Genomic DNA, 16796 nt, shown 5'->3' with positions numbered 1-16796 from the left:
GAAAAACATATATATTCAAAAAACACTAAATAATAAATTGATTTTATCTAGGTTCGACTTTCACGCTTCTTCACTAACAGGTTTAGGATTGAACGTTTCTTCTGGTGCAATTTTTAAAAAGAGGATAATTACAATAACTGATACTATGCTCGCAAACAGTGCAATTTGATATCCCTTCATTAAATCTAAAAGAATACCATATATCTGCATACCAACAGGTACAGCTCCTTGAGCAATCAACCCCAAAACTGTAAAAACACGAGATCTTACGTTGGTTGGTGTCATTTTTTGCATGTTGGTATCAATAGGTATATTTATAAAAGCATTGCTCACACCTATTATCATAAGGTTTATGTACAAAATTATTAAGAAGGTCCATGAGGCACCTCCGAATTTGGTAACGATATTAGGAAAAAATAAACCTGAAATGATGAAAAACATGACAGCCTCTACTGTTAAACCGAGTGTCATAGATTTTTTTGGATTACTTTTAGAAAAAATAGTACCAATTAAAATACTGCCAATTAGTATTCCCACGGTAAAAGATGATTGTGTGATTCCATACTGTTCGCTCGTAAACCCAATTTCTTGCCTTAATACATAAGGGAGCACAATCGTAAGAATAGGAGCCATTAAAAAATTGACAACCAATGCAAATAAAAGCAGTTCTTTCAAACCCTTTCTTCCTCTTATAAAAACTAAGCCTTCTTTGATGTCTGAAAACATGGATTTAAAGGATATTTTCTGCTTACCTTCAAAATGTGGTACGTAAGTAATAAACATTTCGCTTATAGCAGAAATAACGAAGGAAATTCCATTTATAAGAAACACAACTTTTATTCCGCCAAATCCATATATGATTCCTCCAAGAATTGGTCCTATAATATTAGAAATACCATTTATTGAAGAATTTAATGAATTAGCTTTTGTGAGGAATTCAATAGGGACTAAGTCTGGAAGCATCGCATTGGTTGAGCCGCCGAAAACACTGTCTAATATAGAAATAAATACTTGAGCAGTGAAGATAAAGGCGATGTTCATCCAACCTTGATAGGCTGAATATGCCATAAAAAGTATAATTATCCCACGTAAATAGTCCATATTCACCATAATTTTCTTTCGATTTCTTCGATCTCCCAAAACCCCTGCTATCGGTGAAAAAATTAATCCTGGAAGCATGCTTAAAAGAGCAAATGTACCCATAAGGGTTCCAGAGCCTGTAAGATCAAGAATATAAAGAGGTAAAGCAATCATTTGTACGCCAGTTCCTATTAAAGATACAAGCCTACCTGCAGAATATAGCAAAAAGTTTCTTTTTTGCTCATTTGTCATTGAATTTCCCCCTCGTATAATATGTATAGATGTGAAACGTAAAAATATCCCTACTCCTAACAATATCCATAAAAGTATGCCGTTAGACTGTTCTGTCACAGGAAACAATGAGGTTAAATAATTACCACCAGAATTCTATTATAAAAAACAAGTTATTGATCATACTAATTCTTTTTCTTTAATTTTAAAAAATCTACTCTTCGCTTTTTCTGGTATAACTAAATTTCCACGCTAAATTGTAGCACTCACCTTGTACACCAAATTTCCCTCAAGTATATGCATATTTTCTGGGATCTGTTTTTCTTATTCAACCATCAATCTTTTACCAAAGATATCTACGAAGTAGATGATTCCTAACATAGCCATTAATCCCAGAAATATCAAAATAAGATTTTGCCATTTTTCTAAAATAATTAACTTTTCCCACAGATTTCCATTTATTCCCACAAAAAATATGAATAAAAATAGAAGGATTCTAATTATGAAAGGGTTATCAAACACGAGAAGCCCTACTCCAACTAACCCACTAAGTACCGCCGACCAAATCGGAAAGGCTATCAATACCGTCAAAAGTATTTCAAAACTAGGAATTACTCCCATAAAAAAAATGTTTGTTATATATTGCACAATAACTCCCCATAACATAAATACCTGGGTGAACAATAATACTGCCAACATTTTCCCCAAGAATATTTCTTTTATATTTAAAGGTGATGCCAAAAGGTATGAGATGTTTTTATTCTCCTTCTCTTTTTGAAAGCTTATCCAACCAAATGAATAAGGCACGAAAAAAGTAACCATAAAAGAGGAGATAAGAATAGGGTTTAAATTATTTGAATTTTCCAAATTAAACGCTATTATAAAGATTGTAATAACCGTCAAAAAAAGCAATAATTGAAATCGTTTCCTTATGAACATTCGTAACTCTTTTTTAATTAGGGCTCTCATCATTCTTCGTCCTCCTTCACGATATAAGTATATATATCCTCAAGCGTTACTTTTTCTTCTTCCACCCTTTCAACGTCTATTCCTTTATTCACAAGATATCGGACTACTGATGGTGGACTTATTTTATCCCCAGAGAGTATCAACTCTTTTTCCCCTATTACATTTATTTCAGAATCCTTGGAAATCTCATTTATTATATCATCGGGAATTTTGTTACTTACCTTTATCGTTACACCCATTCTAACTCCCAAAGCCTCTTTCAATTCTTCCATATTTCCAGATACAACTATTTGTCCTTTTCTCAAAAGTATTATCCTTGAACATATTCTTTCTATATCGAAAAGATCATGAGAGGTTATTAAAAGCGTTTTTTCTTTATCATGTAAGCTTTTTAAAAATTCTACCATGTTTTTCCTGGCTACAGGATCAAGATTGGACGTGGGTTCATCCATTAAAACAATTGAAGGATCATGCAAAAATGCTCTTGATATGGCTAACTTTTGTTTCATACCTGCGGAAAGTTCCTTAACTAAACTTCCCTTATTTTCATAAAGTCCCCATTGGTTTAGTAGTGCTTCTCCCCGTATTTGGGAAACCTCATATAATTCACTCCAGAACTTTATATTTTCATCAACGGTTAAATCATCATATAGACCAGGTCCGTCCAAAATAAAACCTATCTTTTTTCTTTCACGCTTGGTCATCTTATCAGTATCTACCCCTAAAATTTTTGAAACCCCTTCAGTTGGTTTCAAAAGTCCTAATATTATATTTAGCAGGGTAGTTTTTCCTGCGCCGTTTGGCCCTATCAATCCTACAATTTCTCCGGCCTTTATTGAAATATTTATATCTTTCAAAGCTTCTACCCCGTTTTTATAAACCTTTCGAATATCTTTTAATATTATCGTATCCATAAATCTATCTTCCTCCTAAAAGATGAGATAGCATGATAAGAAATAAAATTACTAATGTTGGTGTTACAAAATTTTTAAGGAATAATTTTAGAAAACCTTTGCCTTCTCCAATGCGGAACTCGTATGTTGTTCGTAAAGCGTAGCCTATGGTGAGAATCACAAAAACAGCCACTAAATTAGACATGTTAATATTCCCCCTTAGATTATTCTTTAAATTAAAACTAAAATTTCAAATAATCCAATCCCTCATTTTAATAATACACTTTTCCAAATGATTTTCAAGTATTTTTTTAAATGGTTTCAAATACGCATTGATAAAGTATTACAGAGAAAACCTTCTGTTGTTTCTTTTTATGTTTTTGAAGAGGAAGAGAGAGAGAAGAGTTCATCAAAATTATCAGCAATTTTTAATTTAAAAACGCCCATGTTGGGCGTCTTTTCAGAAATTAGGTTCTCTTGAAAATAATGGCTAATTAACTTTTCATACAACCAACTGACTTTCTATTATTTCTTTGTAAATGGGAGAATTTTTTAGTAACTCTTCGTGTACTCCTTCTCCTCTTATCTCTCCATCTTTTAATAATATCACCTTGTCTGCTTTTCTTATCGTCGATAATCTGTGGGATATTATTATCAGAGTCATCTCGTACTCTTTCAATTCATCAAATATTTCTTCTTCTGTCTGTGAATCTACCCCTGACGTTGCTTCATCCAGTATCAATACTTTTGGTCCCCTTATCAATGCTCTTGCTATCGCTACTCTCTGCCTTTGCCCATCTGATAGCTTACTTCCCCTTTCTCCCACTACAGTATCGTATCCTTCATCTAAAAGCCCTATGAATTTATCTACCTTCGCTTTCTTTACCGCCTTCATGAATTCTTCTTCGGTGAATTCATCATCCAGCATTATGTTTTCTTTGACCGTCATGTTGAATAAGGGTTCGTTACCTCTGACTAACTTTATCTTTTCTCTGATTTCTTGTAATTTGTAATCTTTTATGTTTTTATTTCCTAATAGTATTTTACCGTTTGTGGGATCATATAATCTCACAAGAAGACTCACCATAGTACTTTTGCCGGATCCACTCGTTCCTACCAACGCTACCTTTTCGTTTTTGCCAATGGAGAGATTTATGTTTTTCAAAACTATCTCGTCTCTGTATTTGAATGAGACGTTTTTGTATTCGATGTTGTAATCCTCGGGGAAAAGATATATACCATCACCTTCCTCTTCAGGCATATCGAGGATTTCAAAGAATCTTTCAGCTAGAGGTTCAACCCGTTGTAGTTGAACCAAATTTTCATTTATGATTCCTATGGGTTCGTATATCCATGGCACAAAAGAATAAAAAGCTATTAAAGTTCCCAAAGATATATTCCCTCTTATCACAAGTACTCCTCCAAATCCTAATATAATCACAGGAATTACATAACTGATAAAAAAGGCTATATTTAAAATGGTTATTTGAAATATCCCTGCTTTAGTCGCTTGTATAGCCCAATTTTCCGCATCCTTGGAAAATGAATTTGAAAAGTATTTTGTTTTCCCAAATACTTTAATAATTAATTGACCATCTAACTTTTCTTTTATAGAAGAAGTTAATTTTCCAAAAGATTTTCTTTCTATTTTTGAATAATTCTGCAATTTTGTTTGTGAACTTCTTATAATAAGCCAATAGAAAGGTAAAGAAGCAAGTACTATCAAAAATAATTGCCAATTCAGATAAGTCAATATAGCAGAAGTAACTATTAAATTCAAAAAGTTTAAACACATGGTTGGTAATACAAGGGCCATTGCATAAGAAGTTTCATCAATATCAGACAATAACCTACTCATTATATCCCCAGAATCCATCTTAGAATAATCAACAAATTTTGAGTTTTGAATTTTATTATAAAGGTTCATCTGCTCGTTTTTGATAGTAATAAAATTAACTTTTCGATGATAAGTATTGAAAAAATAATTGAAAACTCTTTCTAAAGCTACTATACCGATTAAAAAGACAAGGAAAAAAGGCAGTATATTAATTCTTTGAAAAGATATTATATCGTCGATTAAAAACTGAATGAAAAAAGGTCTCAAAGCTGCTAACGCTAAAGCAGCAACACCCAAAAGAAACACGAAAACCATATACTTTTTATAATTTTTTATACCATATCTTATCAATCTTCTTGTGTACAAACTCATACCTTAACTTCCCCCTATAAATAAGTTTTTTTCTTTAGAAATTCTAAAACTCGTTTTAGCACCCTTCCCCCGCTCCCCACCCGATAGGAAAAGGATTTTTATTAGCACCCTTTTACCCCGCTCCCCACCCATAAGGAAGATCGGGTAGAGGTAGATAATTAATTTATCTACCGTCCTCCCACAGCACCCATCTTAGGAAGGAAAAATAGGGTCCTAAACTATCCATCTATATTCTTTACTTTCACAATTTCCTTATGTTTTCGAGATAAACCTGCCATAATTCATCCGAAAGTATGTCATAAGCAGTGTGATAAGATTCTACCTTTTTAATTTTTTTCAGTGGTTTTCTCAACATTTTTATAACCTCCTTTAATAATTTTAAACTGATTTCAAATATTTCAGAAAAATTATAACAGATTAAATAAAGAATGTCAAGTATAAAAATAAAATAATTCAATAATTTTTATATTCTTACTAAAAATTTTTGAATTTAGTTATTGTATGTAGATTTAAAATTAGTGTATATAGCTGTTTAATGAAAAGAGCTAAAATAAATTACGAATAAGATTCAGGAGGAGTAAGTGGATGTTAGAAAATCAAATTGGTTTAGCTCCGATGGCTGATTATACAGATTACCCTTTTAGAGAGATTTGCAGAAGGTTTGGGGCCAAGTTTACTTTCACTGAAATGATTTCCGTAGATTCAATAATAAGAGAAAACGAAAAAGTTGAAAAAATGCTTCCTCAGAAGGGCGAAGATAATATAGGCGTACAACTTTTTGGCAATGAGACAACAAAATTTATCGAGGCAGCCAAATCCATCCAGCATTTAGCTAGTTGGATAGATATAAACGCTGCTTGTCCTGTCAATAAAGTAGTGAAAAAAGGTTCAGGGGCAGCTTTATTGAAAAATCCAAAATTATTAGGGGATATAGTTTTTAATTTAAAAAAGAGTATTGATTTGCCAGTTGGAGTAAAGGTAAGATTAGGATACGATCAAATAAATATAGAAGAAGTAGCTGAAACAGTGGAAAAAGCAGGTGCTGATTATATTATTGTTCATGGTAGAACTAGGTCACAAATGTACAGTGGGATCGCAAATAGAGAAATATTAAAAAAGTTAAAAGCGAAGATCACTATACCTTTAGGGGCTAGCGGAGATGTGTTTAGTAAAAAAGATATAGATGATTATTTGTTGAATTATGGTGCAGATTTTGTTTTAGTAGCAAGGGGTGCTATCGGTAACCCTTGGATATTCACAAAGAATAATTATAATCCGACTATAGATGAAAGAATCGATACTTGCTTAGAGCACTTGAAACTTATGATTGAATTTTATGGTTCAGAGGTCTATGCAGTAAAAAAATTCAGAAAAGTATTAATGAAATACTTTTCTGGGATTGAAGGTGCAAAAGAGATAAGAAGAAATTTAGATCTACTTTTATCTTATAATGATGTCGCCGAAATGGTTTATAAAACATTAAAACGTTAATGATCAGGCTATTTCATCAAGTAATATGCCTTGAACATCGTTTAGGGCTTTGGCAAGTTTCACAGAGACTTCAGGTGGTATCTGTCTTATAATTTGCTTGCTATCTTTATCTATAATTTTTACAACAATAATATCCAAATCCCTTTCTATTTCAAACTTTGCTTCTCCTTTGAAAATATTGGATAGCTTTTTTAATCTATCTTCAATTATCTTAGTGACTTTGTCGAGTTCGTCAGGAGTAATCTCTTCTTTTTGGATTGGCTGGTTTGAATTTTCAGGATTTTTCAAATTGGCATTCACCATTTCCATTTGCTGCCTATTAGATATAGGATTGTTAATCAAAAAGTCTTCTTTTCCCCCAATATTTGATATTCCCATAATATCACCCAACCTTCAAAGTTTTATTCATTTTTTTTATCGTCTAAGATTTAATAAACTTTAATATAAAGAATACTTTCTTTAACCCACCCTGTGACCCTTTTAAAATTTAAATATTATGTTGAAATTTTTTCTAAAGTGTGTAATATAGAAATTAAATTATGAACATAGCATCTCCAAACGAAAAAAACCTATATTTCTTTTCTTTAGCAATTTCATAGGAGTTCATAATAAAATCTTGACCAGCAAATGCCGAAACAAGAAAAAGAAGTGAAGATTTCGGTAGATGAAAATTGGTGATCATAGCATCAATTATTTTAAATTCAAAAGGCGGATAAATATATAGATCTGTTTTACCAGCGAGTTTGTCTGGATTTCTGGCAATTGATTCGAGCGTTCTAACAACCGTTGTTCCTGTGGCTATTACCCTTTTACCTTCGGCTTTAGCTCTAACTATATCGCGAAGCACACTCTTTGATACGGTATAATACTCCTCATGTATTTGGTGGTTCCTTATATCTGCCGCGCTAACAGGTCTAAAGGTTCCTAAACCTACATGAAGAGTAACTTCAGCAAATCTAACACCGTAATCGGTGAGCTCGTCTATTAACTCTTGTGTGAAATGCAAACCAGCGGTTGGCGCAGCCACGGCACCATCTTCTTTTGCGTAAGTAGTTTGATATTTTTCTGGATCATCGATCTGTTTTTTAATATAAGGCGGTAAAGGGACTTCGCCAATTTTTGGCAATTTTGAGAAAAAGTTGGGATCGTCAAATTCTAAAATTCTAGATCCGTCTTCCAAATGTTCTACTACTGTGCAAACTAAATCATCTTCAAAGATAAGTTTGTTGCCTTTTTTTATCTTTCCACCTGGCTTTACCAAAGCTTTCCATGTTTTATCGTTTCCATCTTTTTCTAAAAGTAAAACTTCAACTTTAGCACCTGTTTCCTTTTTGCCGTACAATCTTGCAGGGATAACCCTGGTATTGTTTAAAACAAGCAAATCGCCGGGTCGTAAATAATTTTTTATATCCCTAAAAACTTTGTGTTCGATACTTTTTACTCTTCTATTTAGCACCATCAGCTTGCAGCTATCTCTTGGTTCAACAGGTTCTTGGGCTATAAGCTCTTCAGGTAACTCGTAGTTATACTGCTCTAAGTCAAAGCTCTGTTCACTCATCTACAAACCTCCGAAGTTCCAATAATTTGTCTTTATCAAACCGATATTCACTAAATTTATCTTGTGAAATCATGTAATAACCAAGTTTATTACTAAAATGAACTATCAATTCATCTGCAGGTGATTCAAAGTAAATTCTCTTTTTTTCGGACATTCTCTTTAAAATATCCTTGTCATCTTCACTTTTTAAAACGTATTCAATGTTTTTATCGAATACTATTATCGCAGGGAAAAACGTCATATTTTCTATGTAGAGATTATCCAATAAATCAACCAATCTAACTATACTTTCTTGATCATTGTACCTTACAACGTTGCTACCATCGATAATAACACCTTTAATCGATCCTTTGCTCATAAGCCTATAATGGTAGTAAGAGATATTTTTCAATTGAAGTTCCACCATCTGTTTTTCGTAAGGGCCTAAACTCTTAAATATTTCTTTTATTTTTTTGTACAACGAGATCTTTGTATCGATAGGATCAATGCTTAGGATCTCGTCTATGAGGTCTTGTACAAAGGGAGTTTTCACATCTAAAGGTATGTATGTTATTAGTGCGTATAAGTCTATAAAATCCTTAAAATCCAGCCTTTTTAATATAACTTGAGGATTGTAAAACTCTACCCCATACTTTTTTAATTTCTCATTGTAGCCACCTGGTGGAAACTTATCTGGAAAAAGTAAAAATTTCAAGTTTTCAATCGTTTCTTCTTTTAACTTGTAATAACTTCTTAAATCGGCGAATCTATTCTCTTTTGGCTTTTTTAAAATATGCATTATCAAAAATTGGAAATCGTTTATATGTTTTTTTGGTATTTTTAGTTCGGCGTCTTTTCCTAAAACTCTGTAAACCCAAAACATTTTTCTTTCGTTTAATTCTCGAGGTTTTCTGAGAATACTATTAGCCTTTTCAACTATTTTTCTTGCTTTTTGGCTATGTTCTTTGTAATCTTTTTCTGAGATAACGTTAAAAATTCTCTGAATTGACACAAAACTACTGCTCCTTTTCTATAATAGCCTCCATCTCTTTGTACTTTTCACCAAATCCTTCGATTTTTACATCCCTATACTTAATATCTTCATTGTACGAAATATGAATCTCCAATCTTTCTTCGGGGGTTAAATAATCCAAAAAGTCTGCCCATTCAATTATATATACCCCTTCAGGATCCAAAAAAACATCCAAGTACTCTATCTCTTGAGGATCGTTTAACCTATACAAGTCGACATGATATATTGTTGGATTTGTGTTGTATACCTTTATTAGGGAAAAAGTTGGGCTTGTTACGTTTACGGGAGTTTTGCTCAAACTGTTAACTATATAAGATGTCAACGTGGTTTTCCCCGTTCCTAAATTGCCAAAAAGTAATAACTTAGCTCCCGGGAAAAGATATTTAGAAATAGTTGCTCCAAGTTTTTGGATTTGTTTTAGGTTGAATTTGTTGTAAGATATTATAGGTTGTTCACTCCCCAATTACATTTTTCTTTTAGAAAACAATCAGAACATTTAGGCGTTTTTTTACAGTAAACCTTTGAGTGCTTAACTATTAACGCATGGTATTCGTTGTAAAGCTGAACATCTTTTGTCAGGTTTTTCTCAAAAAAATCTTGAAACTCGTCGTATTCTCTAGACAATATTAAACCCAATCGTGAAAACATTCTTTTTGTATAAGCATCGATAACAAAAACTGGCATTTCAAAGGCGTATAAAAGTATTGAATCAGCCGTTTCTTTTCCTATGCCTTTTATACTTAACAGTTCTTCCCTTAAAGAGGTTACACTTTTATTTTTAATCTTATCTATATCATAATTATATTTTTTTAACCATTCTAAGAAGTTTTTCAAACGTTTACTTTTGAGATTGTAAAAACCCGAAGATCTTATCAATTGAGCCAAATCATCTTCTTTGATTTTAGATAACTTTTCTGGTTCTAATAGATCACGTTGTTTCAAATTTTCTATAGATTTTTCAACATTGTTCCAAGCGGTATTTTGTGTTAAAATAGCCCCCACAGTTACTTCAAACCAATTATCTGCGGGCCACCAATGCTGCGGACCATAAAACCCGTAAAGATCCTTGTATATTTCATAAACTTTATTCAATATTTAATTTCTACCTCCAAATTAAATGTTCAGGTGTTTCTCCATCCAAAGCTTGTATTATATCTTTTGCTACCATCTGAGCCATTCGGCTTCTTGTTTCGTGTGAAGCAGAACCAATATGTGGTGTTAGTACTACGTTATCCAAATCTTTTAAATCTGGTGTTAATTGAGGTTCATTCTCATACACATCTAAAGCAGCTCCTGAAATCTCTTTACTTTTTAGTTTTTCGTATAACGCTTCTTCATCTATCACTGGACCTCTTGCTGTGTTAATAACAAAGGCAGATTTCTTCAATAGCGATAGTTTTTCTCGATCCAACATATGATAAGTCTCGTCAGTCAAAGGCACATGTAAGCTTACATAATCAGAAACCTTCAAAAGCTCATCCAAGTTTAAATAAGTGGCATTCAAGGCCTTTTCTTTTTCACTGGAGAGACGATGTCTCTGATAGTAATAAACCTTCATATTGAACCCTATTGCCCTTCGGGCAACTGCTTGACCAATACTTCCAAATCCTATGATACCCAAGGTTTTACCGTACACATCGGTTCCCAGAAACAATTCAGGCTTCCAGCCATCAAATTTACCTTCTCTTGTAAAGGCATCAGATTCGACGATTCGTCTGGCAACAACCAACATCAACGCCCAGGCTAAATCAGCGGTTGTTTCGGTTAATACATCAGGGGTATTAGTTACATATATCCCTAACTCTTTTGCCTTTTGGATATCGATGTTGTTGTATCCAACAGCGTAGTTTGCAACGATTTTCAACCTATCCTTTCCTGCTTCTAACACTTCACTATCAATCGGATCTGCCAACATCGTAATTAATGCATCAGATTCTTTCGCTATTTCTTTTAATTCTTCTTTGGTGAGTAGCTTATCCTTTGGATTGATCCAAATATCGTACTTACCTTTTAGCAAATCTATACCTGCTTCAGGGATTTTGTAGGTTATTGAAACTTTTTTCATTTTTGGACCTCCTAATTGGGATTGGGTATTTTTAATGCCCTTAGACTATAAAAGTTTTTAGCACCCTTCCGCCCCGCTGCCCACCTATAAAAAAATGAATCGAAGAAAGCTTTGCTTCTTGTGACATTCTCAAATATTCGCTTTAATTATATCATAATAGAAAGCTAAGGATATGGCATCATTTGCTTGCAGCATTGTATAAACAAAGATTTTTTAAAAAAAGAGATATCTAATTGACCGAATGCGAGAGTTTTTCAATTAAAAATTGCCGATAATTTTAACAAACTCTTCTCTTTCTTCTCCTTCAAAAACATAAAAAGAAATTGCAGAAGGTTTTCTTTTCAACGTATATTTTCTCACAAATGGATCAATCTCTTTTGGTACTTTCGGTGTGAATTCTTTTGGTATATCCTTTAAATCATAGTACCTACCGTAATTCATTATGAACTTTTCTACTGTCTTTTTTTGTCTTGTATCAAGACCAATGTAATTTTCAATGAACTCTTTTAAATTCTTTTTATTTAAGTCTTTCATAAACCTTTTTATAACTTCTTTCCTTCCCAAATAAAAAGGATGTTCGTTGAAGGTTATATTTTTGTTTGTGTAGATTTTTGGTTCTTGAACGTTTGTTAGTAAAGAATTAAAATTTATCTTTGGATTTCTTTCAAAGATATAGTTTATTAACTCTTTCGTGTAGTAATCACATCTTTCTTCAATTAAACTGTCATCTTCTATCTCTTTAATTATCTTTTTTAGATCAATCTCTTCTTTGTAGTAATGAACGAGGTAAGAGGTAAAGAGTTCTGATATTTGTCTTCCTTTTGGAAGGTTTTTAAACTTTTCAAGGTTTATCTCAAACTTTTTATCTATATCCTTCTTTTTTAACTCTTTGATTATACATATAGGTGTGGATGTGGTGATTTCAAACTCAAGAGCATCTATTATGTTTCTCAAGGTACTTGGTTGAATGTACTGTGTCTCTTCAAATAAAAACTCTTTCAACGTTTTTTCAGAAATGTTTATTGAATCTATGGGTATCTTTTCTTTTCCTATCTCTTTCCTTATGAAATCTCTTAGTTTTGGTGTACTTCTATGTTGGTTGTTATCCAAATTGAATACAAAGTATTTTAATTGGTTAATGATATCTTTAAAAGTATTTTTTATCGATTCACTTTCCGCTTTGTTTAGTTGAGATAAACACTTTGAAAAGATAAAGGCGGATTCATAAACCAAAGGATCGTTGTTATTCTTCTGCACTTGAAACATAGTATCGAGGGAATTGAAAACTTTAAAGTTATTATCATCAAAATAGTAACCAAGATAGAATCCCAATGGAAAAGTAAAAGATAAAGCCTTTTCTTTGTCTATATTTTTCAACCACCAAGATACATTGTTTAAAGCTTGTACCATGCCAGAAGGATGTGGAATAGTTTTTAAAATCTTAAAAGCTTCGATGTTTAAAGAAACTACTTCTTCGTATCTTTCTTCGTTCTTTTTTCCTCTTGCTTTTGATAGTAATATGAAACCTTTATCAACAGGGTTTTGTTCGTAATTCTCACTCCAATATCTTATCTTTTCCATATTCTCATCGGATGCATAATACAATTCATGTATATTTCTTAAAGTTTCTACAACAAGGCCTCTGACATAAACAGGTATATTATCAAAATTATCTCTTAGTTCGTCGAATACTTTTTTAACATCCTCTTTCTGTTTAATTCTATTCAATATTTGAATTTTTTGATCCAAAAAAAGATAATACAAAGCACCTTTTTTTAACTTTTGTAACTCTTCATCTATTATCTCAAGGGCTTCATCGTATTTAACATCCCATTTTAATTTTAAAACGTTTATGTAATTGATGATGTTTTTATTTTTATCTGATCTATCACTTTCTAAATAATGGACAACATAATTCAAAATAGGTCTTATGAACTGTCCTTTACTCACAATTTTATCCAGTAGTTTAATGTTCATTTCTCAACCCTCTTTCCTTTACCCAATAGCAACAAAAATATAAAATAAAATTTACTTCAAAAACCCTTCCTTTGGAATGTTAACGATTCTTGAAGCTTCTATTTTTATTCTAAAATTAATTATATCATAACTCTCTTATAATAACCAAAAGAAAAACAAATGCATTATATCAGATAAAAACCATCGTAAATAATTTTAACGTTAGTTTTTTGGCCGATCTCTGCAATACTTTATAAATACATATTTGAAGCCAATAAAAAAACAGTTGAAAATCATATGGAAAAGCGTATGATTAAAATGAGGGATTGGATTATTTGAGATATTAGTTTTAAATCAAAAGAATAATTCAAGGGGGTGAAAGAGGATGAAGAAATTTATTGTTGCTTTGTTGATCACTGTTCTGGTGTTAGGGGGTATATTTGTTTTTGGAGGGGATGATGGGGGAGAAGATGGCACATCTGGTTTAAAACCAACAGAGATTGTAAGTGTTGTAGAAAAAGTAGAGTAAAGGCTTAGTTGATGTATTTACTTTGTCCAAGAAGCAACAGTTGAAAAAAAACTTACAAGATTTAAAAAAGTAAGTATATAAGTTTTTGAAGTAAAAGATTGTGAGGATAGGAATTATTTGCCGGCATGTAGCAATCCTGCAGGAAAAGTAGAAAAAAATAAAAGTGAAAGGAGGTGAAACAAATGAAAGTAAGACCAGAAGAAGAATTGAAGATTGATGTTAATGGATATAGTAATGTGAATCCTCTTGGTTGTGACGATGATTGCGACGAATATTTTGAAAAGGTTTCGCAATTTATTGATGGTTGTGGATGGCGTGAAACAGATAACACTAGTCCTATTTTCTGAGGGTTAAAAAAGGTAGGGGAATAATACTTCCCCTATCTTCAGTTAATCAAACCAATATAATATTCAGAAAAGAATATGAGTATAAGAAATAGGGGTTTGAGATTTCAAAAAATGGATGAATTGCTTGTTAGAAAGAGGTGGAAGGTATGCTTTTTAGTATATGGTTGACAAACAATTGCAATTTAAAATGTTCTTATTGCTATATTGGAGAAAAAAACGGTGAAGAAATGAAAGATGAAACAAAAGAAAAGATAGTCGACTTTATATCTTTAAAATCGGAGATTGAAAAAAGAAAGAAAAGTGAAAGAAAACATATAAATATTGTATATTTTGGTGGCGAGCCTCTTTTACGTTTTGATTTAATAACATTTTTTACTAAGGAAATCAAAAAGAAAATAAAGGGAATCCCAATCTTTTTTCATATGACAACTAACGGTACTCTTCTAACAAAAGAGATAATAAATTATTTCAAAGAAAATCAACTCCCAGTTACTTTAAGTGTTGATGGGATCCCAGAAGTTCACGATTATTATAGAAAATTTAAGAATGGCAAAGGGTCGTGGGCAACAATAGAAAAGAGGGTGGGAACCTTACTAAAGGAATTACCTGATTCATATGCACGATTAACTTTTACTTCTCAAACTGTTCCTTATTTAAGAAAAAGTGTGAGGTTTTTGGTTGATTTAGGATTTAAGAATATAAAACCAATACCAGACTTTTTTGATCCTCAATGGACAGAAGAAAATTTTAAAATATTAGAAGAGCAGTCCTTTCAAATTTTAGAAGATTATTTAAATAAGTATAACAATAAAGGTATTGAAATAACCTTTTTAAAGCATAAATATGAGATCAAAAATTATGGGATTTGTGATGGTGGAGTTAACCAATTTTACATACTTCCCAATGGGGATATTTATCCATGCAATTATGTGGCAAAAAGGAAAAAGTTTTGTTTGGGTAACGTTTCAGAACCGATGAATTTAAAAACGCCATTATATTTAAACGCTGAACCAGTGCGAGAATTATGTCAAGGTTGTGTGTATTTTAATTTTTGTGAAAGCAAGCGATGCACTTACTTAAATTATGCGATGACGGGTAAAATGGATAAGCCAAACGGCTTTTTTTGTGCTTATGAAAAGCTTATTTTTAAGATTGCCAACGTACTTAAAAGGAGGGAAAGTGATGAGTACACTTTCAAATAATAAGGTAGAATGGAACAAATACACTAAAATTTTAAAAAACAACAATAAGATTATTTTGGCTCAAACCCAAACAGGGTTATGGGTAAGGATTGAAGAAAGATTTTATGAACTATTAAATGAACTAATAGAAATTAAGGAATTGGATAAAATAAAAGGTGAAATAGAAAGTATAAACGTTGCTCAAAATGAAAAGTTATATATAAAAGAATTGATAAAGAAGCTTTGGGAAATCAATATACTAACTTCTTCAAATGAAGAAAACTATGAATTGGAAGAGGTGACTTTTGCCATTACCAATAGTTGTAATTTAAATTGCAAACATTGCACAGCAAGTGCTAATGAAGTGTTTAGAGGAACATTGAATCTTCGAGATATATATAAGATCTTCGATTATTTTATAGCAATGAATCTTAAAATTGTTGTTATAACCGGAGGAGAACCGCTTATACGTAAAGATTTTCCTGAAATTATTTCTTATTTGCGGAAGAATTTCAAAGGGAAAATAGTAATCATGACTAATGGTACATTAATAAGTAAAAAGATGGCTAAATTCTTAAGTGAAAATGTAGATGCTTTTGATATCAGTTTAGATGGATACGATGAAAAAAGTGTCGCTTTTATTAGGGGTGAAGGTACATATCAAAAAGTAATCGATGGTATTAAGTATTTAAAAAGTTTTGGTGTGGAAGAAATTAGAGTTTCGATGGTAAACACAAGGCAAAACGTTCATCATAATAAGGAATTCAAAGAATTATGTCAAGATTTAGGGGTTAAACCAGTCTTTAGAGGGTTTGATAGGGTTGGCAGAGGAGAGAAAAATTATGATATCTTTAATATCGAAAGAGATTTGGATTTTACTTTGTCAAGGGAAAACGAAAAAGAACTGAGAAACTTAAAAAAACAAATAAACGCAAAAAATTATTGTAAAGCAGGGAAAAATGGTTTTTATGTGGATGAAATAGGTGATATTTATCCATGTTCAGTATTGATTTACCCTGCTTTTAAGATAGGTAATGTTTTAGAAATGGAAGATGATTTTAGAAAAATTAAAAATTACAAAGACGTTATGAAAAAATTGGAAACATGTGTTGTCGACAACGTTGATAAATGCAAAGATTGTAATGTTAGGTATTTTTGTACAAAAGGATGCCCGGGACTTGATTATCACCTTTTTACAAATGAAGAATTCAGAAAAGAAAGATGCGAACAAATGAGAGAATATTACCAGAAATTAGCTTGGGAAGTTTGAAATGT

The 16796-nt window shown here is 31.9% G+C and carries 17 protein-coding genes; 5 read left to right on the top strand and 12 right to left on the bottom strand.

Annotated features, from left to right (window positions below):
• Positions 1–60: 60 nt before the first annotated feature.
• The 5 genes from PMOB_RS07870 to PMOB_RS07850 all read right to left on the bottom strand — a co-directional run bounded on the left by PMOB_RS07870 (position 61) and on the right by PMOB_RS07850 (position 5382).
• The gene (locus PMOB_RS07870; RefSeq protein ID WP_012209331.1) at positions 61–1332 is read right to left on the bottom strand and encodes an MFS transporter; all 1272 of its coding nucleotides are present in this window, start codon (positions 1330–1332) and stop codon (positions 61–63) included.
• A gap of 303 nt (positions 1333–1635) precedes the next feature.
• Positions 1636–2283, bottom strand: coding sequence for an ABC transporter permease (locus tag PMOB_RS07865; RefSeq protein WP_012209330.1), 648 nt, complete (start codon positions 2281–2283; stop codon positions 1636–1638).
• A complete protein-coding gene (locus PMOB_RS07860) occupies positions 2280–3194 on the bottom strand; it encodes an ABC transporter ATP-binding protein (protein WP_012209329.1) in 915 nt (304 codons plus the stop codon). Before PMOB_RS07860 ends, PMOB_RS07865 begins: the two co-directional genes overlap by 4 nt.
• A gap of 4 nt (positions 3195–3198) precedes the next feature.
• Positions 3199–3378: a hypothetical protein gene (locus PMOB_RS07855; protein ID WP_041534123.1), complete on the bottom strand. Its 180-nt coding sequence runs from the start codon at positions 3376–3378 to the stop codon at positions 3199–3201.
• 297 nt (positions 3379–3675) lie between these two features.
• Positions 3676–5382, bottom strand: coding sequence for an ABC transporter ATP-binding protein (locus tag PMOB_RS07850; RefSeq protein ID WP_012209328.1), 1707 nt, complete (start codon positions 5380–5382; stop codon positions 3676–3678).
• Positions 5383–5967: 585 nt separating this feature from the next.
• Here PMOB_RS07850 and PMOB_RS07845 point away from each other — a divergent pair.
• Positions 5968–6873: a tRNA dihydrouridine synthase gene (locus PMOB_RS07845; protein WP_012209327.1), complete on the top strand. Its 906-nt coding sequence runs from the start codon at positions 5968–5970 to the stop codon at positions 6871–6873.
• A gap of 3 nt (positions 6874–6876) precedes the next feature.
• Here PMOB_RS07845 and PMOB_RS07840 read toward each other — a convergent pair whose 3' ends face one another.
• From PMOB_RS07840 to PMOB_RS07810, 7 genes are all read right to left on the bottom strand, one after another.
• Positions 6877–7251, bottom strand: coding sequence for a flagellar protein FlaG (locus tag PMOB_RS07840; protein ID WP_012209326.1), 375 nt, complete (start codon positions 7249–7251; stop codon positions 6877–6879).
• 154 nt (positions 7252–7405) lie between these two features.
• On the bottom strand, positions 7406–8431 hold the full coding sequence (gene queA / locus PMOB_RS07835) for a tRNA preQ1(34) S-adenosylmethionine ribosyltransferase-isomerase QueA (protein WP_012209325.1): 1026 nt from the start codon (positions 8429–8431) through the stop codon (positions 7406–7408).
• The gene (locus PMOB_RS07830) at positions 8424–9422 is read right to left on the bottom strand and encodes a hypothetical protein (protein WP_012209324.1); all 999 of its coding nucleotides are present in this window, start codon (positions 9420–9422) and stop codon (positions 8424–8426) included. Before PMOB_RS07830 ends, queA begins: the two co-directional genes overlap by 8 nt.
• A gap of 4 nt (positions 9423–9426) precedes the next feature.
• Positions 9427–9906, bottom strand: a complete 480-nt coding sequence (tsaE, locus tag PMOB_RS07825; RefSeq protein ID WP_012209323.1) for a tRNA (adenosine(37)-N6)-threonylcarbamoyltransferase complex ATPase subunit type 1 TsaE — start codon at positions 9904–9906, stop codon at positions 9427–9429.
• Entirely contained in the window at positions 9885–10535 is a 651-nt protein-coding gene (locus PMOB_RS07820; RefSeq protein WP_012209322.1) for an endonuclease III domain-containing protein, read from the bottom strand. Before PMOB_RS07820 ends, tsaE begins: the two co-directional genes overlap by 22 nt.
• A 10-nt stretch (positions 10536–10545) precedes the next feature.
• On the bottom strand, positions 10546–11508 hold the full coding sequence (locus PMOB_RS07815; RefSeq protein WP_012209321.1) for a 2-hydroxyacid dehydrogenase: 963 nt from the start codon (positions 11506–11508) through the stop codon (positions 10546–10548).
• A gap of 258 nt (positions 11509–11766) precedes the next feature.
• Positions 11767–13485 carry a hypothetical protein gene (locus PMOB_RS07810; RefSeq protein ID WP_012209320.1) on the bottom strand — a complete coding sequence of 573 codons (1719 nt, stop codon included), beginning with the start codon at positions 13483–13485 and terminating at the stop codon, positions 11767–11769.
• 364 nt (positions 13486–13849) lie between these two features.
• Between PMOB_RS07810 and PMOB_RS10695 the strand changes: the two genes are divergently transcribed.
• The 4 genes from PMOB_RS10695 to PMOB_RS07800 all read left to right on the top strand — a co-directional run bounded on the left by PMOB_RS10695 (position 13850) and on the right by PMOB_RS07800 (position 16791).
• Positions 13850–13993, top strand: a complete 144-nt coding sequence (locus tag PMOB_RS10695; protein WP_155811091.1) for a hypothetical protein — start codon at positions 13850–13852, stop codon at positions 13991–13993.
• Between the two features lie 182 nt (positions 13994–14175).
• A complete protein-coding gene (locus PMOB_RS10690) occupies positions 14176–14340 on the top strand; it encodes a hypothetical protein (RefSeq protein ID WP_155811090.1) in 165 nt (54 codons plus the stop codon).
• A 146-nt stretch (positions 14341–14486) separates the two neighbouring features.
• Complete coding sequence (locus PMOB_RS07805; protein ID WP_012209319.1) at positions 14487–15542, top strand: radical SAM/SPASM domain-containing protein; 1056 nt, start codon at positions 14487–14489, stop codon at positions 15540–15542.
• Positions 15523–16791 (top strand): radical SAM/SPASM domain-containing protein, encoded by a 1269-nt coding sequence (locus PMOB_RS07800; protein ID WP_012209318.1) that lies wholly within the window; start codon positions 15523–15525, stop codon positions 16789–16791. The genes PMOB_RS07805 and PMOB_RS07800 overlap by 20 nt, the downstream gene beginning before the upstream one ends.
• Positions 16792–16796: the final 5 nt, after the last annotated feature.

This window comes from Petrotoga mobilis SJ95 (assembly GCF_000018605.1).
Lineage (GTDB): Bacteria > Thermotogota > Thermotogae > Petrotogales > Petrotogaceae > Petrotoga > Petrotoga mobilis.
Note: the sequence above shows the minus strand (reverse complement) of the source record. Positions and strands in the feature narration are given on the sequence as shown.

Excerpts from the sequence above, each read along its gene's own strand:
- PMOB_RS10695 (WP_155811091.1), top strand. The coding sequence starts at position 13,850 with ATGAAGAAATTTATTGTTGCTTTGTTGATCACTGTTCTGGTGTTAGGG.
- PMOB_RS07855 (WP_041534123.1), bottom strand. The coding sequence starts at position 3,378 with ATGTCTAATTTAGTGGCTGTTTTTGTGATTCTCACCATAGGCTACGCT.
- PMOB_RS07860 (WP_012209329.1), bottom strand. The coding sequence starts at position 3,194 with ATGGATACGATAATATTAAAAGATATTCGAAAGGTTTATAAAAACGGG.
- PMOB_RS07805 (WP_012209319.1), top strand. The coding sequence starts at position 14,487 with ATGCTTTTTAGTATATGGTTGACAAACAATTGCAATTTAAAATGTTCT.
- PMOB_RS07845 (WP_012209327.1), top strand. The coding sequence starts at position 5,968 with ATGTTAGAAAATCAAATTGGTTTAGCTCCGATGGCTGATTATACAGAT.
- PMOB_RS07840 (WP_012209326.1), bottom strand. The coding sequence starts at position 7,251 with ATGGGAATATCAAATATTGGGGGAAAAGAAGACTTTTTGATTAACAAT.
- PMOB_RS10690 (WP_155811090.1), top strand. The coding sequence starts at position 14,176 with ATGAAAGTAAGACCAGAAGAAGAATTGAAGATTGATGTTAATGGATAT.
- PMOB_RS07870 (WP_012209331.1), bottom strand. The coding sequence starts at position 1,332 with ATGACAAATGAGCAAAAAAGAAACTTTTTGCTATATTCTGCAGGTAGG.
- queA (WP_012209325.1), bottom strand. The coding sequence starts at position 8,431 with ATGAGTGAACAGAGCTTTGACTTAGAGCAGTATAACTACGAGTTACCT.
- PMOB_RS07800 (WP_012209318.1), top strand. The coding sequence starts at position 15,523 with ATGAGTACACTTTCAAATAATAAGGTAGAATGGAACAAATACACTAAA.
- PMOB_RS07810 (WP_012209320.1), bottom strand. The coding sequence starts at position 13,485 with ATGAACATTAAACTACTGGATAAAATTGTGAGTAAAGGACAGTTCATA.
- PMOB_RS07865 (WP_012209330.1), bottom strand. The coding sequence starts at position 2,283 with ATGATGAGAGCCCTAATTAAAAAAGAGTTACGAATGTTCATAAGGAAA.
- PMOB_RS07815 (WP_012209321.1), bottom strand. The coding sequence starts at position 11,508 with ATGAAAAAAGTTTCAATAACCTACAAAATCCCTGAAGCAGGTATAGAT.
- PMOB_RS07850 (WP_012209328.1), bottom strand. The coding sequence starts at position 5,382 with ATGAGTTTGTACACAAGAAGATTGATAAGATATGGTATAAAAAATTAT.